The sequence below is a fragment of the Seongchinamella sediminis genome, from assembly GCF_003457605.1.
Taxonomy (GTDB): Bacteria; Pseudomonadota; Gammaproteobacteria; order Pseudomonadales; family Halieaceae; genus Halioglobus; species Halioglobus sediminis.
The window spans coordinates 41,545-64,103 of sequence record NZ_QRAN01000022.1 but is presented as its reverse complement, the minus strand read 5'-3'; the positions used below and the strand labels follow the sequence as shown (position 1 = coordinate 64,103).

Here is a 22,559-nt window from a genome sequence, read left to right as displayed (position 1 = left end):
CCAGCGACACATAACTGAACAAGTCACCGCCTTCCTGGTAATCACCGCGCATTGTTTGGCCTCCAACCTGCGATTACGCTATTTTCCCTCATTTGAGGGAGTTTTTCAGCAACCTGTTAGGGTGTTCTGATTCATCCAGTGCGACCTACCCCCCCACCCCCCCGAGATGGCCATTTTCGTTTGTGGCGGGCCGTCTGGATCAACCAGCCGGTTCGACAAAACGCGCCAGCGTTTTGCAACGAGGCGCGCAGCGCCGAAGCCCGCCGGGTCTGTTGCCTGATTATCGGGTATGCTATGGCGCCTTACCCCCAGCGGAGCCAGCCTGATGCCAACCCGGTTCATCCACACCCCGTCACCGCGCGGTGTTTTCATCGCCTTCGCAGTGCTCGCCGTGGCCGCCTGCAGCAACCAGCCCAGCTACGACGTCGATCACAGTGACAGCTACGACTTTTCCGGGCTGCACAGCTATCGCTGGTACGATGATGTCCATCCCTCCAAAGAGGCGGAGTACCGGCAGTACAACAGCTCCGACAAGCGGGTGCGGACCTACGTTGATCGCGAGCTGCAGGCAAAGGGCTTTGGCGACGGCGGCGCCGGCCAGGCCGACTTCTGGGTGAACTACCACATTTCCAAACAGGACCAGATGCGCATCGACAGCATCGGCAGCTATCCCCAGGGGGTTCATGGCGGCGTCGGCGTGGGAACCTATGGCAGTGGCGTCAGCATCGGCTACAGCAGTGGCCCCAGCGTCAGGCACTACCAGGAGGGCACGGTGGTGCTGGATGTTATCGATGCCGGTAGCCAGAAGATCGTCTGGCGCGGCATTGCCGAGGGTCGGCTGAAGGATGATCTCAGCCTGCAGGACAAGAATCGCATTGCCGCCGAGGTCTCCCGGGAGTTGCTGGCGGATTTTCCGCCGGGTGTCGAGTAGCCCGTCGCTGCCTCTGCGCCGGCCCTGGCGCGCCACCATCTGCATTTATTCACAGGAAACGGAGCGATTGATGAGTTCGCCACTGCAACAAGCACTGACCCTGCCCTGCGGCGCCGTGCTGCCCAATCGTATCGCCAAGGCGGCGATGACCGAGGGGCTGGCCACGCCCGACGGGGTGCCGACGCCGGAACTGGAGCGGCTGTACGGTATCTGGAGCGACGGCGGCGCCGGTATGCTGCTGTCGGGGAACATCCAGATTGACCGCGACCACCTGGAACGACCGGGCAATGTGGTTATCGATCGCGAGCCCGATGAGGCCATGCGGCGGGCGCTGGCAAGCTGGGCCGCGGCGGCGACCCGCGGTGGCAACCACTTCTGGGCCCAGATCAGCCACGCCGGCCGCCAGACCCAGAAATCGGTGAATCCCCACCCGAAAGCGCCGTCGGCGGTGAAGCTGGGCCTTCCGGGCGGCCAGTTCGGTGAGCCGCTTGCCCTTACAAGGGAAGAGATCGCCGAGATCGTCCGTCGCTTCGGCGTGTGCGCGGCGGCCTGCAGGGAGGCGGGCTTTACCGGCGTGCAGGTGCATGCGGCCCACGGCTACCTGCTGTCCGAATTCCTCAGTCCGCGCAGTAACCAGCGCAGCGACGAGTACGGCGGCAGCCTGGAGAACCGCGCCCGGGCGCTGCTGGCGTGCGTGGCCTCCGTGCGCGCTGCGGTGGGGTCGGATTTTCCGCTGTCGGTAAAGATCAACAGCGCCGACTTCCAGAAAGGCGGCTTTGCCTTCGAGGACAGCCTGCAGGTGGTGCAGTGGCTGGAAGCGGCGGGCGTGGACCTGATAGAGATTTCCGGTGGCACCTACGAGCAGCCCAAGTTACTGGGTGTTGCGGGTTTGGAGGAACAGGAAGATCAGTTCGTAAAGGAATCCACCCGTGCCCGGGAGGCCTACTTCGTCGATTTCGCCCGGACCATGCAGGACAAAGTCACGGTGCCGTTGATGGTTACCGGAGGCTTCCGTCGCCGGGCGGTGATGGAGCAGGTGGTGGCCGAGGGCAGTGCCGACCTGATCGGGCTCGGCCGGCCCATGTGCGTGATGACCGATGCGCCCCGACGCCTGCTGGCGGGCCTGGATGAACTGCCCCGCTACGAGAGCGAGCTCAGCCTGCTGCCGCCCTGGCTGTCCTTTTTAAACGCCAGCAAAACCGTCAAGACCATGGCGACCTTCGGCGTGCAGTACTGGTTTTACGCCCAGCTCGACGAACTCGGTGTTCGCGGCAGCGCCAGCCCGGGCATGTCGGTGCTCGCCGCGACCCGCCGCCTGATGGGCCTGCAGAAAAAGCTCCTGGCCGGTCGCAGCAGCTGATGCCTGTGCGCCTGCCCGGGCAGTGGCAGGCCGGCAATCGCGGTAGTTGTAGCGGCGTATCCCATCACCCGCTGGCCACCGGCGCCAGCGCGGCCCCGCTGCGAGGCCGCTATGCCAATAGGGAGTGGGGTACAGTCGGACATACTGCCAGGGTGGCCAAAGGCCGGCGAGGGTCTATGCTGTAGCGAGAACAAGACAACAACAAGGAGAACGCCATGACAAGGACCCTGTTCACTGCACTGTTACTCATCGTCACCCTCGCTGCCTGCAGCGACAGCAGCCACTCCAGGCGCAATAACAACGGAGGTGGCGGGGAAACCCCGGATCCCGTGGGTGCGTTCGTGCTCTCGGTGCTGTCCAGCCAGCCGGACCAGGTGAGCAATAACGAGGCGCGCATTGCGATCGATGTGCCGGACGGACTGGCGCTCGAGGAGGTACAGGTGAGTGTCGACGGCCGGGATGTCACCCAGGCTTTCGCCGCGACCGGCGCGGACGGCGCACTGCAAGGCCGCATCGACGAGTTGGTCGCAGGGGAAAACACGGTCACGGTCAGCGGCGGCGAGGCGGAAGAGGCCTCGCTGGTGCTGGTTAACCATCCCGCCAGCGGCCCGATCTTTTCCGGTCCCCGGCAGGACCCGTTCTTCTGTGCGGTGGATGAGGACCTGGCGAACCTGGAACTGGGTCCGGTGCTGGACGAACAGTGTAGTGTGGCCACCCTGGTCAGCTACAAGTACCGCACGGTAGACGATGCCTGGGCGGATTACTCCCCCGGCCAGCAGCGCCCGGCAGACATGGCGACCACCACGACCGTCGACGGCCAGGAGGTGGACTTTATCGTGCGCTGGGAACGTGGCAGCCTGAACCGTTTTCTCTATTCCCTGGCCGTGCTTAGCCCGGCGCCGGCGGCCGAAGATGCCGAACCCGACCTCAAGGCCTGGAACAGGCGCCTGATCTACTACTTCCAGGGCGGCGTCGCCATTGGCCACTACCAGGGTGACCCCAGTCGCCGTCGGGCCCTGTTCGTGGACGGTCTCGCGGCCGGCTATGCCGTCGCCTATTCCACCGGCACCAAGACCGGCACCCACTACAACCTGGAACTGGGCGGGGAAACCGCGCTCATGGTGAAATCGCGCTTTGTCGCCGGCTACGGCGCACCGGATTACACGGTTGGCGTGGGTGGCTCCGGCGGCGGTATCCAGCAGTACGTCTACGCCCAGAACCACCCGGGTCTGATCGACGCCGGGGTGCCGCAGTATGCCTACCCGGACATGGTCACCCAGACCATCCACATCGGCGACTGCGAACTGCTGGAACGCTGGATGGATCTGCAGGTACAGGCTGACCCCAACTCCAGGTGGGCCACCTGGGAAAATCGCAGCTGGCTCATCGGCCTCAATGCCAATAGCGAGGTGGCCAACGACGTGGTCAACTTTGGTCTTACTCCCTGGCTGCCACCGGGATCCACTGAGTGCACCGCCTCCTGGCGCGGCCTGTCACCGCTGGCCCTCAACCCCAACTTCGGTGAAGCCCCCGGGATCACGCCGCAGCAGCAGGCGGCGGTGGAGTGGACCCACTTTGCCGACCTGGTCAATATTTACGGCCGTGCCGATGACGGTTTTGCCGCCACCACCTGGGACAATGTCGGTGTGCAGTATGGGCTGCAGGCCCTGCGCGATGGCAATATCACGCCCGACGAGTTCCTCGACCTGAACTGGGAGGTAGGAAGCTGGAAGAACGAGCCGGAGATGGTGCAGGAGGGCTGCCCCTTCATTATCGACCTGTGCTTCGCGCTGGACGATAACCAGCCCCTGTACCCCGACCAGATCGACCCCTGGAGCTGGCGCAATGCCAGTACTGCCACCGAGGATGCACCGGCGCCGCGCAAGGCGGCGGACCCCGGCGCCATTGCCGCGGCCTTTGGCGCCGGCATGGTCAACCGCGGCGAGGTGGCGATACCGCTGATCGACCTGCGCCACTATCTCGAGGAAGAACTGGACATGCACAACACTCACCAGTCCTTTGCCGCACGCCAGCGCCTGCTCGATTTCGACGGCGATGCTTCCAACCAGGTGATCTGGTTTATCGACCGCAACCCCGACGGCGACAATTTTGACAACACCATGGATGCCTTTGCGGTGCTGGATGAATGGATGGCCAATATCCGCGCCAACCCGGAGGCCAGTGTGGGCGACAATCGCCCGGAGAGCGCCCGCGACAGCTGTTTTGACCGCGATGGCGAGCTGATCGCCAGCGGCGATGATGTCTGGGATGGCATCCTCGATGACCAGCCGGCGGGTAGCTGCACCACTGAGTTCCCGCTCTACAGCACCTCGCGTATCGTGGCCGGGGCGCCGATTACCGGTGATGTGTTCAAGTGCCAGCTGCAGAGCATTGCCAGCGCCATCGACCAGGGCCTCTACGGTGACTGGCTGCCCACCGCGCCCCAGCGCGAGCGCCTGGAGACCATCTTTCCGGACGGCGTGTGTGATTACGAGCTGCCGGGTATTGTCGAATAGGACCAGGTCGGTACAGATTCGCCGGGCCAGGCAGGGCGCGCTGCCGCTAGCTGCAAGCCGAGCCGGCTACGAGGCCCAGCGCGGGGTTTTACGCAGCTGCAGTGCCCCTCCCGGTGCAGGGCAATAGACGCAGCCTGTTACTCGCTTGTGCGCGATGTCACTGCGCCGCCTGCAGCGCGGCGTTCAGTTGCAGCGCCGTACCGGCTTCCTGCCAGGGGTTGCTGCGCAGGCGGTCGAGGGCGTCGCTGTCGCCGCGCAGGGTGTAATCGAAGAAAGCGATGGCCATCTCGCGCTGTATCCGATGGGCTTCCTCGCTGTCCAGCAGCGTGTAGTTTTCCCCGGGCGCGAAAAAGCGCGGGAAGGTATCGGGTTTCAGCTGCGGCCACCAGTAGGGCCCGGACACCCCGAAGCTGCCGTGATTGGTGTCCTGCACGACCGCCAGTGCGGCGGGCACGGTAGCGTTGTCGACCGTTTGTTCCAGCAAGGGGTAGGGGTGCTCGGCGCTGGGAGCAGGGGCACCGGCTGACTCGGCCAGCGTTGTCCCCAGGCCCAGGATCAGTGCGTCTTCAGCGCCGCTGAGGATAAACGTGGGTTTGTGCAGGCTGGCGAGGGCAGAGGGACCCTCGGCGGCAAGGATGGCCGATTCCGCGGGCGCCTTTACCAGCAGCTGTGGCGGCAGCGCGCCGCGGAGGTCCGGCATGGCCGGTGGTACTACCGCGAAGCCCGCCTGGAACCGGTCCTCCAGCATGAGTCCCGCCAGCGTGGTGGCTCCGCCGAACGAGCGCCCCATCAGGCCGATGCGCGACAGGTCCAGCCTGCCGGCGAAGGGGCCGCTGGCGTTCATCGCTTCCAGTTGCGCCAGTACGGCACGCAGGTCGTTGACCCGCTGCAGCAGTGACGCGTCCAGCTGGGCGAAGCCCTCGGGCGAGAATCCCCTGCCCAGCGGCGTATAGCTCTGGCCGTAGCTGTCGATGGATCCGTAGACGCCGTGTTCATCCAGCAGGGGCAGCACCGCCGACATGGCCTGCTGCAGAGCCGGGTCTGCGCTGTTCCCGGAGAGCGCCGGGTCGCGGCCGGTCATCGCGTAGGGTGAGTTGCCGGTGTGGTCGGCGGCGATCACGAAATAGCCGCTGCGGGCCAGCCCGATACTGGCTGTCGCCATGTTGTAGCGGCTGCCGGCATCGCCGTGGGATACCACAACCACCGGCCATGACTGACCGTCCTCACGCGGCGGGGCGTCGCGCCAGCTGGGACGCTGGCGCTGGAACAGTTCCCCGATGGCATCGTCCATCTGCTGTTGGCTGACCCCCTCGCGCACGCTGTCAGGGGTCAGGTGGAAGAAGGTCGTGGCAGTCATCATGCGCCGGTGCACCCCGGCATCGCCAAACACGTAATCCCCGTAGCGGGGGTGAAAGCTATCGGCGGTGACGCGGGCGGGATACCAGATTTCCGTGATCAGGCTGCGCACCCCGCTATCGACGCCGCCCACCGCATCGAAGGGGCGGCTGTGGTCATGGATGAAGAAGGTCCGCGAACCCACGGCATCCTGCGTTGCCGGCGGCGCTACCGTGTCGCCAGGCGCTGGTGGCTGATCGGCCTGGCAGGCGCCCAGGGTCAGGAGCAGGGCGGCAAACAGTGCGCGGGGCAGGGCGGGACAGGGCATGATAGTTTCCTTGGTGGTCTGTTTAGCGTTCGATACCGTGAGTCTCGCGGTACTCGCGGAGGACCGCCTGAATGCGGATCAGGCAGTCGTCCAGTTCCTCGGCCAGCTGGGCCATGCTGCGGCCGCCTTTGGCGGCTTCAAAGCCGTCGATCATGTCGCGATAAAGTGTAGCGGACAGCTCGGGGGCGACCAGCCGGGTCCAGGGTTCCTTCAGCGAAGGGCCGAAATGATCCAGCATGCGCTGCATGCCGCCTTCGCCACCGCACAGGGCCATGTTGGCACAGGGACCCATGATCGCCCAGCGCAGGCCCGGCCCGTAGGAGATGGCCTTGTCGATATCGGCCACGCTGCATTCACCGTTATCCACCATGTGCAGCGCCTCCCGCCAGATGGCGTCCTGCAGTCGATTGCCGATGAAGCCCGGCAGTTCACGCTGCATGCGGGCGACCTGTTTGCCATTGAGGCGGAAGAACTCCGCGGCGAAGTCCACCGCGGCATCGTCGGACTTCTCCCCGCCCACGACTTCGCAGAAGGGAATCATGTATGGCGGGTTAAAGGGGTGGCAGACTACCGTGCGACCCGGATTCTTGCAGTGCTTCTGGATATCGCTCATCAGCAGGCCGGAGGTGCTGGAGGAGATGACCACATGGTCCGGGGTCAGGTCGTCGAGCTGTGCGAACAGGGCCTGCTTGTCGCTCAATACTTCCGGCGTACTCTCCTGGATGATATCCACCTGCTGGCAGAAGCCCTCCAGCGAGTCGGCGAAGCGCAGCCGCGATGGGGCGGCGCCGGGCTGCAATCCGAGCTGTTCCAGTACCTGCCACTTTTCGGCCACTTTCTCCCGCAGGCGCGCTTCGGCGCCGGAGGCGCTGTCCCAGACCAGCACATCCTTGCCCATGCGCAGGAAGTGCAGGGCCCAGGCGCCGCCGATGACGCCGGTGCCGAGAATGCCGACGGTGGCCACGTCCTGCGGCTTCATTCTTGCTGACATCGTGTTGCTCTCCTGTGTTGTTCTACTGGCTGCCACGCAGGCCGAGAATGTCCCGGGCCCGGTCGGGGCTGGCGATGGTGCCGCCCATGGCGCGGATAATGCCGGCGGCCTTTTCCACCAGCTGGCCGTTACTGGCGAACACACCGCGTTTCAGGTAAAGGTTGTCCTCCAGCCCGACGCGGACGTTGCCGCCCAGCAGGGTGGCCTGGGCCACCATGGGCATTTGCAGGCGACCGATGCCGAATCCGGCCCAGTTACAGTCCTCGGGCAGCATGTCCACCATGGCTTTCATCGCCGTGGTATTGGCCGGCGCGCCCCAGGGGATACCCAGGCACAGCTGGTACAGGGCCGGGGCCTGCAGCAGGCTGTCAGCCTGCATCTGCCGGGCGAAGGCGAGATGGCCCAGCTCGAATACTTCCAGTTCCGGCTTCACGCCCACCGCTTTCACCCGCCGCGCCATCTCGCGCAGGATCGGCGGGGTGGAGATGTACACGTAGTCGTCACCGAAATTGATGCTGCCGCAATCCAGGGTGCAAATTTCCGGCTGCAACTCCTCGATATGGGCGATGCGTTCGGCGGCGCCGATCATGTCGGTCCCGTCGCCACCCACTCCCGGATTGTCATCGCCGGGCACGAAGTCGCCGCCCATGCCGGCGGTGATGTTGATGATCACATCGGAGTGGGAGTCGCGAATGCGCTGCACCACCTCCCGGTACAGGGCCAGCTCCCGCGAGGGAGCGGCGGTTTCCGGGTCGCGGACGTGAATATGGGCGATGGCGGCACCGGCGTCGCCGGCCTCAATGGCCGCGTTGGCGATCTGCTCCGGGGTAATGGGGAAGTCCGGGTGCTGGCCCGGATTGCCCGCGCCGGTGATCGCGCAGGTGATAATGGTGTCCTTGTTCATGACTGCCTCCTCGATGGTGGCCCACAGGCTACCGGATTGGGAGGGCGGGTTTTGTATGAATTCGAAGAGTCCTTGTCGGAATACGACAGCCTCGCCGAGAATGCCCTGGTACCAGCTCAGTCTTCCCGGTTGCGCGCCTGGCGCGGGGAGTGACCGAAGTGACGGCGGTAGCTGCGCGAGAAGTGGGCGGTGGAGGCGAAGCCGCAGCGCAGGGCGATATTGGTGATGCTGAAGCTGGTCTGCTGCAGCAGTTGCTGGGCTTTTTCCAGGCGCAGGCGGCGGTAGAAGGCCAGCGGGGTGGTGTCGAGGTGATGGCGAAACAGGCGCTCCAGCTCGCGCTCGGAAATGTGTACCCGCCGTGCCAGTTCGGGGATCGGCAGGGTGTGTTCGAAGTGGGCCTGCATGTTCTCGATACTCTCGAGTACCTTGGCGTTGGCGACGCCGTAGCGCGACTGCAGCGACAGGCGCTGGGGTTCGCTGCCCTCGCGGGCGGAGGGGTAGATGAGCTGGTCGGAGATGGCCGCGGCCAGCTCAGCGCCGTGTTGCTCGCGGACCAGGTGCAGCATCATGTCCAGCCCCGACAGGCCGCCGGAGCAGGAGAAGCGGTTGCGGTCGATGTCGAACAGCTCCTCGACCACGGTTACATTGCGGAAGGCCTCGCGGTAGCTGTCGTGGTTTTCCCAGTGGATGGTGGCGCTGTAACCTTCCAGCAGGCCCGCCGCGGCGAGGATGTAGCTGCCGGTGTCCTGGCCGCCGATATCTACCCCGAGTGCGGCCAGCCGGCGCAGGGCGCCGGCCAGCGTGCCGTTGAGCTGCTCCTGGGGGTGAAAGCCGGCGCAGACCACCAGGGTGTTGATCCCCGCTACGGACTCTATCGCATCGTCTGCCATCAGGCTGATGTCGTTGCTGGAGCGCACCGGGCGCCCGCCCAGGGACAGCATTTGCCAGCGATAGCATTCCTGCCGCTGCAGGGTGTTGGCCCAGCGCAGCGGGTCGACCATGGCCGCAAGGCCAATCATCGAAAAGCCCGGCAGCAGCAGAAAAGCGATCTGCTGGGGTAACTGTTGTGGTTGGTCTCCAAACATTCTGGCGTTTTTGTGCAGGTTTGCGTCGGATTTATGCATAAGTCTACACGCTTGTGGCCTAGGATGGGCGCCCCAGCCTGTCAGGAATTCAGCAATGGAACAGAGCCAATGGTTTGCCGCCCACAGGGACGCGGTGCGCCCGGAATGGATTGACTACAACGGCCACATGAGTGAGGCCTACCACGTGCTGGTGTTCGGCTATGCCACCGACGCCCTGCTCGACGCCATCGGTATCGACGAGACCTTCCGCCAGCAGCAGCAGTGCTCGGTCTATACCCTCGAGGCGCATATCCGCTATCTGGCGGAAGTGCCGGTTGGCGTGCCGCTGCAGGTTGTCACCGTGGTCACGGATTCCGATCACAAGCGCCTGCACGTCAACCATGTGATGCTGCGCAGCGACAGCGGCGCAGTCGTGGCGTCCACCGAACTGATGTTGATGTATGTGGACACTGAAGCGGGAAGTTCGGCTGATTTTCCCGCCGCCATCGGCGCAGAGATCGCCCGCTTCAGGCAGCGCTACCCGGGTCGGCCTGAGCGCGGCGACATGGGCCGGCGAATTGCGATTCGCCGCTAATCGCGCGGCGCTATCAGCACCGGCTTTTTGACCGCGTCGCCGAAATCCTTGCGCAGCCAGCGCAGCAGGGCGATGCTCAGCAGCAGCAACACCGGTATCAGTGGCAGGGCGGTGATGATGGTCAGCGACTGCACTGTTTTCAGGCCGCCGATCACCAGCAGGCCAACGGCGATGAAGGCCAGCGCAAAGGCCCAGGTCAGGCGATTGCGGCGCGCCGGTTCCTGGTCGCCGCGCAGCTTGTGCGTGCTGATGCTGGCCAGTACATAGGCCGCGGAGTCCAGGGTGGTGGCGAGAAAAATAAAGCTGAGAAAGGTGTAGACCAGGATCATCACATCGCCCCAGGGCATCTGCTTCACAATGGCGACCACGGTGGCGGGAATACCGTTGCTGCCCAGCGATTCTCCCAGCGGCAGGGCGCCGCTGAGTTCCAGGTGCAGGGCATAGCCACCGCAGATCGCCAGGAACGAGCAGCAGCCGAGGCTGCCCCAGCCGATTACCCCCAGCACCAGGTGACGGATGGTACGGCCCCGCGAGATGCGGCCGAAGAACAGTCCCATCATCGGCGCGTAAGACACCCACCAGGCCCAGTAAAACAGGGTCCATGCTTCGGGGAAGCCGCGCTTGTCAACCGGATCCAGCCAGAAACTCATGCGGGTGAAGTTGTCCAGCATCAGGCCCACGCTGTTGGCGCTGATGGACAGGATGAACACGGTGGGGCCGGCAAACAGGATGAACACCAGGATCAGCAGGGCCAGGCCGATATTGATATCGGCGAGGATGCTGATGCCTTTGGTCAGGCCGCGGTACACGCTGATCCCGAACAGCAGGGTCCAGAATGCCAGTACCCCGAACCGGGTCAGCAGGGTGTCTGGAATACCGAACATCTCGCCGACGAACGCGGATACCAGCGGCACCCCCAGCCCCAGCGAAGTACCGGCGCCGCCGATCAGGCCGATGATGACCAGGGTGTCGATCACCGGTTTCCAGCGCTTGCGCCCGGGGGTGGTAAGCACCGTGTCGCAGGCCTCGGAAATGCGCAGCACCGGCCGTTCCTTGACATACAGCATGTAGGCCACCGGTACCGCCGGGATGGCGTACAGTGCCCAGGGGATGAAACCCCAGTGAAACTGCCCGTACATGTGGGCCCATTCCACCGCCGCACTGGAGTGGGGCTCGACATCAAGCGGGGGGGTGGACAGGTAGTAAACCGGCTCGACAAAAGCCCAGCTGATCAGGCCGATCCCGATACCGGCACTGAACATCATCGCCGCCCAGGGTATTTCAGCAAACTCCACCTGGTCACCGGCCTGACCCAGTTTGACCTGGCCGTAGCGGCCGAAAGCCAGCCACAGGGCAAATACAAAGGCCCCGGCGCCGGTCAGCACAAACAGCCAGCCGAACTGGCTGGTGACAAAGTTCATTGCGTTGCGTGCGCTCACCTGGGCCTGGTCGGGGAAGCCGCTCAGGTAGACGCCGGTGAGCAACACAATGACCAGCGCGGGCACGAAGACCGACCAGTCGATGTTATGACCGTTATCGGGTGGGGCACTGGCTGGCTTGGCGGGCATAGGGCTCGGTTCAGAATGCGTAGGAGGCGGTCACACCCCACATGGTGGGGTTGCCGTAGATCGGGTGGCCGTCACCCAGCCCGGCGGTAAAGCTGTGGACAACGTAGTCCTCGTCCGCCAGGTTCTTGCCCCACAGGGCGAATTCCCAGCCATTGTACATGCGCAGTGCAGCGCGGGCATTCACCAGTGAATAGCTGTCGGCGCCGCTCTCGATCACATTGGCCGTGCTGAAGTACATTTCATCCGTGTAGGTGACATCGGTGCGCAACAGCAGGTCGCCCATGTCGCCGATGGGCTGGGCGTACTGGATACCCAGGGAACCGCTGCTGTCCGGGGCGCGCATCAGCTTGTTGCCTTCCACCGCCGGGTTGGCCGGGAACTTGGTGTATTCGGTGTCCATGACGCTCGCCGCCAGGAAAATGTCCAGGCGATCCACCGGGGTCCACCAGATTTCCAGTTCCAGGCCCTGCATTTGGGCGTCGGCGGTGGCGGTGATGACTTCCGACGTTTCCACGTCGACAAAGAAGTTCTGCAGGTCCTGGTAATCGCTGTAGAACACATTGGCGTTAATGCGCAGGGTCTGGTCCAGCAGGTCGGACTTGACGCCGGCCTCGAAACTGGACACCAGCTCCTGGTCGAAGGGCTTTTGCGCTTCGGCCAGGGTGGCCGCCAGGCCGTTATAGCCGCCTGCCTTGTAGCCTTCGGCCCAGGTCGCATAGAGCATGACGTCATTATTCAGCTGGAACTCGACGCCCAGCTTGGGCGTGAACTGGCTCCAGGTCTCTTTTTCCTCGACCGTGTACGCCTCCAGCAGGTAACCCAGGATGTCGGGATTGCTGGTTACGTTGCTGAATTCTTTCTCGTCCCAGGTGAAACGGCCACCGGCAATCAGGCTCAGGCGTTCGCTGAGGTACCAGGTCGCTTCACCGAACAGGGAGGCGCTGGTGCTGTCCATGGACGCGTCCCACAGCGGGCGCGAGGCGCCGGGGATGCCGATGGTGCCGGAGGAGTCGAAGGACTCGAGGCGATCCACCTCCTCGTCGAAGTAGTAGGCGCCGACGGTGTAGCCGAAACGCTCCATCTCCGCGGCGTAACGGAACTCCTGGCTGAACTGGGAGGATTCCTCAGTGGCGTCGTTGGTCAGTGAGAGCACTGGCCAGGTGCCGGTGAGGTCGTCGAGGAAGCTGTAGTCGTTGGCGCGGTAGGCGGTAATCGAGGTCAGCGTGCCGGGGCCCAGGTCCCAGTTCAGGGTTGCGGACGTGCCATAGAGCTCGCGCTCGGTGAAACCGTCGAAATCCAGCGATACCTTGTCATTGGGCTCGCCCGGGAAAGGCGGGGCCACATTGATCGTGCTGCGGGCCGCCGGTCCGCGCAGGTCGTCGTCCTTACCGTAATCGGCAGACAGCAGCAGTTCCGCGCGGTCGCCCAGGTCAAAGGCCAGTTTGGCGCGGGCGCTGATGTTGTCCTCGTTCTTGAGTTCGTTGCCGGTGACGACATTGTCTACCCAGCCATCGCGCTCGCGGCTGGATACGGCGATCCGTCCACGCACGCCACCGTCCGCGCTCAGGGGGCCGCTGAGCATGGCGTTGATGGCCAGCAGGTCGTAGTTGCCGGCAGTGACTTCGGCGCGGCCTTCGAGGACGTCGCTGGGCTTGTTGGTGATCACGTTCATGGCACCACCGGCCACGTTGCGACCGTACAGCGTGCCCTGGGGGCCGCGCAGCACCTCGATGCGCTGGACATCGAACATATCGGTGCTATAGCCACCGGCACGGCCGGCGTAGACCTCGTCGATGAATACGCCGACGGAGGCATCGTCACCGACGCTGCTGGAGTTGGTGCCAACGCCGCGCACGTAGGGTGCGGGAGTGGTGGGGTTGTAGCTGGAGATGGAGAAACCGGGCGTTTGCGCGGTCACATCGCCAATGTCGAGGATGCCGGTGTTGCGAATGGTGTCCTCACTGAAGGCCGAAACCGCGACCGCGACCTGCTGCAGGTTTTCCGATTTCTTCTGGGCGGTGACAATGACCTCTTCCAGCGCCGCGACAGTGGGCAGGGCGCCGAGGCCCAGCAGCCCGGCGGTGCTCCAGCGGGCGAGGGAGTGGAATCGGCTGTAACTGGCAAGCGGCTTGCGGCGACGCATATGGATCTCCTGGCGTTATCTGTTCAATAGAGTTAGAAAGAACACAAAGTGGGAGCTGCGTATGATAAGCGGCTTTTCAGCTCATTTTTGTCTTAATCCGACTATAAATTATCCAAAAGCGATAGCTAAAACCTGTTGAGCACAAAGAATTATACCCAATACTGCCGTCGATTGGGTGGCAGGGGCGGTGTTATGGCGGTTGGGGCGGGCCAGCACGAGGATACCCGCGACAGCCACTGTCGGCTGGGCCGGGGCGACGCCGGCGGCTGTTATCAGCTCTTGAGCTTTTCGATACCCATCATTTTGAGAATGAACTTCTCGTGCACCGGGTCGGTACTGCCGGTGCGCACCTTGCGCAGGTGATATTTCTCGAAGGCGACTTTCGCCAGGTGGACCCACTTGCCTTTCCTGGCCCAGGTGACATTGCGTGGCGGAATCTGCGGGATGGCCACAAACGCGGCGCCGCTGTCGCCCATGTCAGCGAGGCAGATGGCCGCCCAGGTTGCCTGGTGGCTGGGTTCCTGGCCGCGGATAGCCTGCTGGATGTTCTTCACCGTGGCCGCCACCATTGACTCGATCATATAGCCGGTCTTGGGTACTCCGGTGGGCACCGGGGTCGGCTTTGGTGGGGCGATCGCCACGCAAACGCCAACGGCGTAAATCTCCGGGTAGGCGGGATTGCGGTTGTAGTCGTCAATGAGGATGAACCCGCGGGGGTTATCCAGCCCTTCGATATCCCGCACCGCGTCAATGCCGGTGAAGGCGGGGAGGATCATCGAGTAGTTGTGGGGGAGTTCGTGGCGTTTCTTTTCCTCGCCGTTCTCATCGCACTCGGACACCACGATGAGGTCTTTCTTGACCTCCAGTATTTTCGCGTTGCAGATCCAGTCAATATGCCGCTGCCGCAGCTCGTTTTTCAGCAGGCCCTTGGAGTCACCGACCCCGTCCAGGCCCATGTGGCCAATGTAGGGCTCGGAAGTGACATAGGTCATGGGTACCTTGTCGCGAATTTTCAGTTTGCGCAGCGCGGCATCGGCGATAAAGGCGTACTCGTAGGCCGGGCCGAAGCAGGATGCGCCCTGGGCGGCACCGATAACCATGGGCCCGGGTTTGCCAGTGAATGCCTGCCAGTCGGCGCGGGCGGTCATGGCATGGTCTATGTGGCAGACCGACTGGGTAAAGCCCTCGGGGCCAAGACCGGGAATTTCGTCGAAAGCCAGCCGGGGGCCGGTGGCGATGGCGAGGTAGTCGTATTCCACGGAACTGCCGTCATTCAGTTCCAGTCGCTTCTGTTCCGGGTGCAGGCGTTTAACCCCCAGGGACGAAAAGCCGATATTCTTGCGTCGGAAGTGGGGTGCCAGTTCCACCACCACCTGTTCCCGCGTGCGCCAGTTCACAGCGACCCATGGGTTGGAGGGCACAAACTGGAATTCCGGTGAATCGGAGACCACCATGACCTCGTGCTCGGCGGCGAGTTCCGCCCTGAGTTCATAAGCCAGGGAGACACCGCCAATACCCGCTCCCATGATTACCACCTTTGCCATTGCCTTCTCCCCGCCCGAGAGCGTTGTCTGGATAGTCGCGGCCTGCAGTTGTCATGCCGCGTTTGGCGCGGTGGCGGCATCCATGCTGTGTATCCGGGTACAACTGCACAGGTCCAGTTGCTAAATTAGTAGTTTCTTATATAAGAGTCAACTAATATATAGATCGGCCTTGGAGGCCTGCAGAGCATCCTGGTACGGGGGTTCCGCCGCAGCTGAGGGAATCGGGGGGACTGGTGAACGCCTCTGCGGCCACTGGGCAGTGGCCGCAGAGCAGGGTGGACCGGGCTTCAGCCGTGGGCGATGGGCTTGTCGGTAAACAGGTAGTCCCGCAGTTCCTTGTCGAGGGTGGGATCGCGGCGGCGGATCCACTCGAGCACCATGGCCGCGTGCTCCTTCTCCTCGTCGCGGTTGTGGACGAGGATGGCGCGAAGCTCATCGTCCTTGCAGGCGTCAACCCGCTGGTTATACCAGTCGACGGCCTCCAGCTCTTCCATCAATGAGGTGATGGCCCGGTGCATGTCACGGGTTTCATCACTGAGTTCGCTCACGGGTTCATGATAACCTTCATTCGCCATCGTCAGTCTTGCTCCTTTGCAGTGGTCGTGGTCGCGCTTTGGCCTGTTGGTTTGGTCGACAGGGCCGCCTGAAGTATAGCAGCGCTGCTTTCCGGGCCAACCCCTGGCAATCGGGTCATCAGTCGCGCCTGCTTTTGCTCTATACTGGCCGCGGATAGCGGCAATGGCCCGAGCAGGCCGCCCCGCAGTTTGCAGCCAGGTGAGAAACCCTATGACAACTAACACCCCTACCAGGCGCCGGCGGCGAGTACGCCGGGCTACCCCGCGTCTGCACAACCGGCATGGTAAGCCGGTCCTGGCGGTCGCCCATTGAGCCCGCGCTGTCTGGTCGTCGACAGCGATGCGGCCCATCGCAGCAGCCTCGAGCAACTGGCGCAGTCCTGCGGATTCAGTGTCGACTCCGGTGCTTGTGTGGGCGATATCGCTGTTGAGGATGCCTGTGGCTATGAGCTGATCTTTTGCGAACTCGGCGTCGATTCGTCCGCTGCCAGTAATCCGCTGTTGGCCCCCGAGGTCTTCGAGTCCACGGAAGTATTCGTCATGAGCGGTACCGACGCGCCGGAAGCGGCGGACCGGGCCATCCGCATGGGCGCCAGTTACTACTTCTGTAAGCCGGGAGACAGTGAAAGCCTGCAACAATTGCTGGAGGATATCGCCGCCGAGGCTGCCAGCGACGGGGGCGATGCAGAGCAGTCCGAGGTCCAGGCGATCGACCAGTTCGGCATGCTGCGCGGCAGTTCCCGGGGTATGCGTAAACTCTACCGGCAGGTGCGCAAGGTCGCCCAGACCGAGGCCAGCCTGATGATCGTCGGTGAAAGCGGCACTGGCAAGGAACTGGTTGCCCACACCACCCACCTTATGTCGGCACGGCGCAACGGCCCCTATGTGGCATTCAACTGTGCCGCCGTACCGGAGAGCCTGCTCGAGAGTGAGCTGTTCGGCCACGAAAAGGGCGCCTTCAGCGGCGCCGCCCAGCGCCACCGCGGCTACTTCGAGCGGGCGGACGGGGGCACGCTGTTACTGGACGAAATTACCGAGATGGATGTTGAGCTCCAGGCCAAGCTGCTGCGGGTGCTGGAAACCCGGACCTTACGCAGGCTGGGTTCGGAACAATTGATCAAGCTGGACGTGCGGGTGATTTCAGCCTGCAACCGTTCCCCGGACGAGGCGGTGCGCGAGGGCCGGATGCGGGAGGACCTCTTTTACCGGCTCGCCCAGTTCCCGGTCCGGGTGCCGCCCCTGCGCCGGCGCGGCGCCGATATTCCCGGGCTCGCCCAGTACTTTCTTCGTGAACTCAATGAAAAACACGGTACTGCGCTGGTGCTCACCGATGGCGCTCACCAGGTGCTGGAGGATTACGAGTGGCCCGGTAATGTGCGCGAGCTTCGTCACCTTGTCGAGCGGGCCTACATTATGTCGGAGTCCTCCATCGACGAGGAGCTGGCGCAGGCGATTCGGGAACAGGGCCGCGGAATGAGCGTGGCGGAAGACATGGTGTCGGTGCCAGTGGGCACGACGATCGCGGAGATGGAAAGGAAACTGATTATCGCGACGCTGGAGCAGGTCGAGTACGACAAGGCGAAGGCGGCCGACAAACTGGGAGTCAGTATCAAGACGCTTTACAACCGGCTGAAATCCTACGAAGAGGAATCCTGAGCTTGTTTACACGGCAGGCCGCGGGGTTTGCCGTGCAGTTGGAAGCGGTTGTGCCGGTTGTCCACGTGAACGGCCTGCCACGGAATACTGAGGGTCTGCCAGGGCGTCTCCAGGATCAGATAGCTGATCCTGCCTGTCTGCAGGTCAACGCCGCAGGCGTCCACCCGCCCCAGGGCCTGGCCGTGCAGCCCGAGCAGTTCCCAGGTCTGGGGCAGGCGCATCCTCACCGTGTGCCGTGTCCTGGTTGCCAGTTGTTCTCTCATCAAAGTCGATTACCTCCACCGGCACACGTGCCAGTCTGTCGATCTCTTGCCCTGCCAGCCTCCACGGGCCTTGCTCGCCCATCACCTGTCGGTAACAAGCACTAAGTGTGCCAGCGCTGTTAACCGCTGCCCGGGGGCTGGAAGGCTGTGTGAGGCGCCGGTGCCGGTAAGCTTTTCCGACTGTTTTGTAAGTCTTGCCCAAACCGGGCCGCGTGCTGCGCTGGCCATGCGCCGGCTGCTGCCGCTTTCCCGCCTGTAAACAGGCTTTTCCCACCTCTGGCATGGCCTTTGCAGTGACCTCAGTGCGGTGAAGCGTTCGCTGCCCGACGGAAAGCGTCGGACACTTGATTTGAACAGAGGTACTTCACATGACAGACAAGCAGGAAAGCCACGACAGTTACGACATGTTCCTGGGTGCCCTCGATGTGCTCAACAAATCGATGGAAAATTTCCGTGACAAGCCAGTGTTGAAGGATCTGCTGGCGCTGGTCGACGGCCAGACAGCGGGTCGCAAGTTCGGCGTTGCAGTGTACGCCGACGACCCGGAGAAGCCCTTCGACTACTACACGATCCGGCTGCACAACAAGCGCTTTGAGATGGTGTCCCGCGGCAAGGATGCGCCGGACATCGACTGGAAGGTGTCGACTGAATTTCTGCAGGATATCAACGATAACCCGCAGGACTACATCAGCAACCCGCTGAAGTTTGACCTTGACTGGCTCAAGCATCGCCTGAGCGACGCCGCGCAAGGCGGATGAGAGGCTGCCGGGTTTGACCGGCGGCCAGCTTTTGTAGCCACTTTCATTGATGAATAGTCTTACCATGATCGCGCCATCATCGCGCCCCCGGTCCGCAAGCGGCTGGGTGCGGACGCTGCTGGTGCCCGTTCTGCTGATGCTGCTGTGCGCCCTGCCGTTGCGCGCGCAGCAGGACGCTCTGCCCCAGTCGGTGTCGGGCTCGGCGCCGTCGCAGCAGGAAATCGACCAGCTACTGGCGACCCTGGAGGATCCCCAGCGGCGGGAAGCCTTTGTGTCCCGGCTGAAGGCCCTGAATAGTCTGTCTGAACAGCAGGGGGCAGGGGAGGGTCTGGAAATCAGTGAGGCCCTGAAGCTCGACCAGCGGGTGGGCAAGTTCATCAAGAATTACCTGGCGCTGTTGTCCGAATCCGACGTGCGCGCCAGCAGCATCGGGAAAATTGTGGCGCTGGCGGTGTGCTCGCTGCTGGCCATCTGCCTGGCCCTGGGCAACGCCTGGCTTTCGCGGCTGTTCAACAGGCAGCTGGACAGTATGCGGCAGCGGCTCGGCCTGTCGAACTCGCGACTTTCCTCCGTCTTCAGCTGGCAGCGCCAGGCCGGCTATATCCTCAGCGGGGTGGCCTGGTTCTATGCCCTGGCGGTTATCGTTTTTGACCAGCACTACCAGTCGACAGTGAGCCAGGGCATGGTAACCGTTGCCCAGACTACTGTTGCTGTGTTGCTGGTCGTGCTCCTCTTCCTGCTGATCTGGGAAGTGATCAATGCGCTGCTCGAGTCGCTCGCTGAGCGCAAGGACGGCTTGAACAATCGCCGGGTGATGACCGTGCTGCCGGTGGTGCGCAATGTGCTGACCTTCGTCCTGGTGCTGCTGTCGTCGCTGGTCATCCTCTCGGAGCTGGGTATCGATGTCATGCCGCTGCTCGCTGGCGCCGGTGTGCTCGGTATCGCCGTCGGCTTTGGCGCCCAGACACTGGTCAAGGACTTTCTCACCGGGTTTACGATCATTATCGAGGACCTCCTGCAGAAGGATGATGTCGTCACCGTGGCGGGCCGGACAGGCTTCGTCACCCACATCTCGATGCGCAAACTGGAGCTGAGATCCCTCGAGGGCACGGTTCACACAGTGCCTTTCAGCGCGATCGACATTGTCGACAACCTCACCAAGGACTACAGTTATTACCTGCTCAACGTGGGCGTGGCCTACCGGGAGGATACCGACGAGGTGGTCGAGTGCCTGAAGGCGATCGACGAGGACATGCGCAGCAGCGATGACTTCGCCGACGACATCCTTGAGCCGCTGGAGGTTCTCGGGGTGGATGAATTTGCGGATAGCGCGGTTGTGATAAAGGCCCGCACCAAGACGGCGGGGCGGGAAAAATGGCGCGTCGGCAGGGAGTTTAACCGGCGTATCAAAATCGCTTTTGATGAACGCAATATCGAAATTCCGTTCCCACACCAGACGCTGTACTTCGGTGTCGACAAGGACGGTAACGCGCCGCCGCTGCCGCCCGCCAGGGCTGCCTCGGCGGCTGAAAGTGAAGAAACAGAGAGCGCGTGAGCGCCTACTGTCTCGCAACTCGCCAGACCAGGGAGAAACTATCATGGGTATAGAAGTAACGGGTATTGTAGGGCTGTTGGTGTTGATACTGGACATCTGGGCCATCATTAACATTCTCGGCTCTGCCACCAGCCCCGGATCGAAGCTGGTATGGACGCTGGTGATCCTGCTGTTGCCGGTCATCGGCGTGATCATCTGGTTCTTTCTCGGCCCCCGCAGCCGGGCCGCCTGAGCCACCAGGCCCGTAATGGCGCCAACTGCGCCACCCGTGCGCCGCGATCTGCACTGATCGCCGGCGCCTTAAACCAAAAGGAGTACTAGAATGAAGAAGTTAAGCACGATTTTTGCCTCGACACTGCTCGCCCTGTCATTGTCAGCCTGCGACAGCAACGATGGGCCGATGGAAGAGGCGGGAGAGAAGATCGACGAGGGCTACGGGGAAGTGGTTGACTCGGTAGAGGAAGCCGCCGACGAAGTGGAAAAGAAAGCGGACGAAATGTCCAATTAAACCAGTCGCCGCGCCATCGCCCAGGATAACCGGGCCGGGCCACCGGTAGCGCCAGGGAGTAGCGGCAAGTGGGTAAATACAGCGCGATGCAGTTCTCGGTCCGGCCAGCGGTGGTGGCGCGCCTGCTGGGGGACATGTATGGAATCCTCGCGCTACTGACCATTGTTCCCGGGGTGCTGGCATGGGCGACAGAATCCGTGGCTGCGCCGGCATATGCGCTGGTCGTGCTCGCCCTGGGTATTGCCTGGCTGGCAGCACGCGGCCTGCCTGCCCCCCGCGGGGTGCAGAAAAACGAGGCCCTGGTAGTGGTAGCCCTGGTGTTCAGCAGCAGCTCGCTGCTGCTCGCCCTGCCAGTGATGGCCTACGGTATTCCCTTTATCGATGCCTGGTTTGAGGCGGTGTCCGGGGTTACCACCACCGGTCTGTCGACCCTGCAACTTGCGGACAGGCCGGTGGCCTTCCTGTTTGGTCGCGCCTGGATGCAATGGGTGGGCGGAATTGGAGTGGTGGTGCTGGCACTGGCGCTGTTTGTCCGACCCGGCGTCTCGGCCAGCAGGCTGGGCTTCAGCAGGCAGGAGATGGACGATGTTGTCGGCGGCACCCGTGCCCACGCGCGGCGGGTGATTATCATCTATCTCGGGCTGACGCTGCTGGGTATTAGCGCCCTGTTGCTGGCGGGTGCCAGTCTGATCGATGCCATTGTCCATTGCATGGCGGCCCTGTCTACCGGTGGCTTTGCCAACTATCAGGCCAGCCTCGCCAGCGTCAGTGCGTCGCAGTTGTGGGTAATCAATGCCCTGTGCATAGCGGGGGCGGTGTCGTTCCACCTCTATTACCGTTCCCTTTTGTACACCCGGCGTGGACAATTTCTGGACAGCCAGCTGTATGCGCTACTCGCCCTGCTGCTGCTGTTATCGAGCCTGTTGTGGGCTCTGGGCCAGGCCGCCGATCTCGATGCCTCGCTTGCGGACCTTGCCACCCTGGCGATTTCCGCCCAGACCACCGCCGGCTTCAGTACCGTGGACCTGGCGACACTGCCGCCTGCGATGTTGCTGTTACTGTGCGCCTTCATGGCCATCGGCGGCGGCGCGGGATCCACCGCGGGCGGTATCAAGCTGGACCGCGCGCTGGTGGTGCTGCAGGTGGCCTACCGCGCCCTGCTGCGCAGCAGCCTGCCGGAGAAGGTCTATGTGCGCGGTGAGAAGGGAGCCGAGGCCTCGCGGCTGGAAGAGGCGGTGGCGCTGGTATTCTGGTTCCTGCTGTTTGTGTTGCTGTCATGGCTGGTCTTCCTGGCCTGCGGCTATCCGGCCATGAATTCGCTGTTCGAGGTGGTCTCGGCCACGGCCACTGTGGGATTGTCGGCGGGGGTGACCAGTGCAGATTTGCCGCCAGCGCTGAAAGCGCTACTGTGCTTTAACATGCTGCTGGGCCGGGTGGAGATTGTCGCTATGCTGGTGTTGTTCGCGCCCCGCAGCTGGTTTGGTCGCAGGCGGGCATTGAACGGGAGAACGACGAAATGAGAGCTGTAATTATCGGTGCCAGCAGGCTGGCTATGGCTTCCGCCAGGACGTTTCTGGCCCAGGGCCACGAGGTAGTGATCATCGAGAAGGACCAGGCGGTCATCGACAGGCTGGACGAGGAGTATGACTGCAGCTTTTACTGCGGCGACGGCGCCCGTCCCGGGGTGCTGGAGGATATGGACCCGGACAGCACGGATCTGCTGTTCTGCCTGTCCGACGATGACACCTCCAACGTGTTGGCGGCGGTAGTGGCCAAGTCCATGAGCTTCGACCGCGTGGTGCTGCGGCTGGAGGACGATGAGCTGTTGTCAGTATGCGAGCAACTGGGTCTGGATAACGTGATCGTGCCTGATGAGCGCGTGGCGCAGCAGTTGCTCGACTTTGCGCAGGGTGAGAAGGATTGTCCCCAGTGAGCGCATGGGCGGAATAGTGGCGCCGCTCCCGC

20 protein-coding genes are annotated in these 22,559 nt (G+C 63.2%); 11 read left to right on the top strand and 9 right to left on the bottom strand.

Annotated features, from left to right (window positions below; translation table 11 throughout):
• Positions 1–325: 325 nt before the first annotated feature.
• From DWB85_RS16780 to DWB85_RS16770, 3 genes are all read left to right on the top strand, one after another.
• Positions 326–931 (top strand): DUF4136 domain-containing protein, encoded by a 606-nt coding sequence (locus tag DWB85_RS16780; RefSeq protein WP_162846173.1) that lies wholly within the window; start codon positions 326–328, stop codon positions 929–931.
• A 70-nt stretch (positions 932–1,001) separates the two neighbouring features.
• Positions 1,002–2,291: an NADH:flavin oxidoreductase/NADH oxidase family protein gene (locus DWB85_RS16775; protein ID WP_117956862.1), complete on the top strand. Its 1,290-nt coding sequence runs from the start codon at positions 1,002–1,004 to the stop codon at positions 2,289–2,291.
• Between the two features lie 215 nt (positions 2,292–2,506).
• Positions 2,507–4,807 (top strand): DUF6351 family protein, encoded by a 2,301-nt coding sequence (locus DWB85_RS16770; protein ID WP_117956860.1) that lies wholly within the window; start codon positions 2,507–2,509, stop codon positions 4,805–4,807.
• 157 nt (positions 4,808–4,964) lie between these two features.
• On the opposite strand, the gene DWB85_RS16765 is transcribed toward DWB85_RS16770, so the two are convergent.
• The 4 genes from DWB85_RS16765 to DWB85_RS16750 form a co-directional block, all read right to left on the bottom strand.
• Entirely contained in the window at positions 4,965–6,470 is a 1,506-nt protein-coding gene (locus tag DWB85_RS16765; RefSeq protein ID WP_117956858.1) for an alpha/beta hydrolase, read from the bottom strand.
• 22 nt (positions 6,471–6,492) lie between these two features.
• Positions 6,493–7,461, bottom strand: a complete 969-nt coding sequence (locus DWB85_RS16760; RefSeq protein WP_117956856.1) for a 3-hydroxyacyl-CoA dehydrogenase NAD-binding domain-containing protein — start codon at positions 7,459–7,461, stop codon at positions 6,493–6,495.
• 22 nt (positions 7,462–7,483) lie between these two features.
• Positions 7,484–8,365, bottom strand: a complete 882-nt coding sequence (locus tag DWB85_RS16755; protein ID WP_117956854.1) for a beta-keto acid cleavage family enzyme — start codon at positions 8,363–8,365, stop codon at positions 7,484–7,486.
• 116 nt (positions 8,366–8,481) lie between these two features.
• Complete coding sequence (locus tag DWB85_RS16750) at positions 8,482–9,489, bottom strand: GlxA family transcriptional regulator (RefSeq protein WP_205422777.1); 1,008 nt, start codon at positions 9,487–9,489, stop codon at positions 8,482–8,484.
• A gap of 55 nt (positions 9,490–9,544) precedes the next feature.
• Between DWB85_RS16750 and DWB85_RS16745 the strand changes: the two genes are divergently transcribed.
• On the top strand, positions 9,545–10,024 hold the full coding sequence (locus tag DWB85_RS16745) for a thioesterase family protein (RefSeq protein ID WP_117956852.1): 480 nt from the start codon (positions 9,545–9,547) through the stop codon (positions 10,022–10,024).
• Here the strand turns inward: DWB85_RS16745 and DWB85_RS16740 are convergent.
• The 4 genes from DWB85_RS16740 to DWB85_RS16725 form a co-directional block, all read right to left on the bottom strand.
• Complete coding sequence (locus DWB85_RS16740; protein WP_117956850.1) at positions 10,021–11,592, bottom strand: BCCT family transporter; 1,572 nt, start codon at positions 11,590–11,592, stop codon at positions 10,021–10,023. The genes DWB85_RS16745 and DWB85_RS16740 overlap by 4 nt on opposite strands.
• 10 nt (positions 11,593–11,602) lie before the next feature.
• Positions 11,603–13,735, bottom strand: coding sequence for a TonB-dependent receptor (locus DWB85_RS16735; protein ID WP_117956848.1), 2,133 nt, complete (start codon positions 13,733–13,735; stop codon positions 11,603–11,605).
• 272 nt (positions 13,736–14,007) lie between these two features.
• Positions 14,008–15,279, bottom strand: a complete 1,272-nt coding sequence (locus DWB85_RS16730; protein ID WP_117956846.1) for an NAD(P)/FAD-dependent oxidoreductase — start codon at positions 15,277–15,279, stop codon at positions 14,008–14,010.
• 287 nt (positions 15,280–15,566) lie between these two features.
• Positions 15,567–15,827 (bottom strand): encapsulin-associated ferritin-like protein, encoded by a 261-nt coding sequence (locus tag DWB85_RS16725; RefSeq protein WP_239017361.1) that lies wholly within the window; start codon positions 15,825–15,827, stop codon positions 15,567–15,569.
• Between the two features lie 336 nt (positions 15,828–16,163).
• Between DWB85_RS16725 and DWB85_RS16720 the strand changes: the two genes are divergently transcribed.
• On the top strand, positions 16,164–17,510 hold the full coding sequence (locus tag DWB85_RS16720; protein WP_239017360.1) for a sigma-54-dependent transcriptional regulator: 1,347 nt from the start codon (positions 16,164–16,166) through the stop codon (positions 17,508–17,510).
• Here DWB85_RS16720 and DWB85_RS16715 read toward each other — a convergent pair.
• Positions 17,492–17,773 (bottom strand): hypothetical protein, encoded by a 282-nt coding sequence (locus DWB85_RS16715; RefSeq protein ID WP_133300658.1) that lies wholly within the window; start codon positions 17,771–17,773, stop codon positions 17,492–17,494. The genes DWB85_RS16720 and DWB85_RS16715 overlap by 19 nt on opposite strands.
• A gap of 368 nt (positions 17,774–18,141) precedes the next feature.
• Between DWB85_RS16715 and DWB85_RS16710 the strand changes: the two genes are divergently transcribed.
• The 6 genes from DWB85_RS16710 (at position 18,142) to DWB85_RS16685 (ending at position 22,527) form a co-directional block, all read left to right on the top strand.
• Positions 18,142–18,531: a hypothetical protein gene (locus DWB85_RS16710; RefSeq protein WP_117956839.1), complete on the top strand. Its 390-nt coding sequence runs from the start codon at positions 18,142–18,144 to the stop codon at positions 18,529–18,531.
• 121 nt (positions 18,532–18,652) lie between these two features.
• Positions 18,653–20,086: a mechanosensitive ion channel family protein gene (locus tag DWB85_RS16705; protein ID WP_133300657.1), complete on the top strand. Its 1,434-nt coding sequence runs from the start codon at positions 18,653–18,655 to the stop codon at positions 20,084–20,086.
• A 43-nt stretch (positions 20,087–20,129) separates the two neighbouring features.
• The gene (locus tag DWB85_RS16700; protein WP_117956836.1) at positions 20,130–20,318 is read left to right on the top strand and encodes a PLDc N-terminal domain-containing protein; all 189 of its coding nucleotides are present in this window, start codon (positions 20,130–20,132) and stop codon (positions 20,316–20,318) included.
• Between the two features lie 90 nt (positions 20,319–20,408).
• On the top strand, positions 20,409–20,594 hold the full coding sequence (locus DWB85_RS16695; RefSeq protein ID WP_117956835.1) for a hypothetical protein: 186 nt from the start codon (positions 20,409–20,411) through the stop codon (positions 20,592–20,594).
• Between the two features lie 68 nt (positions 20,595–20,662).
• On the top strand, positions 20,663–22,114 hold the full coding sequence (locus DWB85_RS16690; protein WP_133300656.1) for a TrkH family potassium uptake protein: 1,452 nt from the start codon (positions 20,663–20,665) through the stop codon (positions 22,112–22,114).
• Positions 22,111–22,527 (top strand): potassium channel family protein, encoded by a 417-nt coding sequence (locus DWB85_RS16685; RefSeq protein ID WP_117956832.1) that lies wholly within the window; start codon positions 22,111–22,113, stop codon positions 22,525–22,527. Before DWB85_RS16690 ends, DWB85_RS16685 begins: the two co-directional genes overlap by 4 nt.
• Positions 22,528–22,559 lie beyond the last annotated feature (32 nt).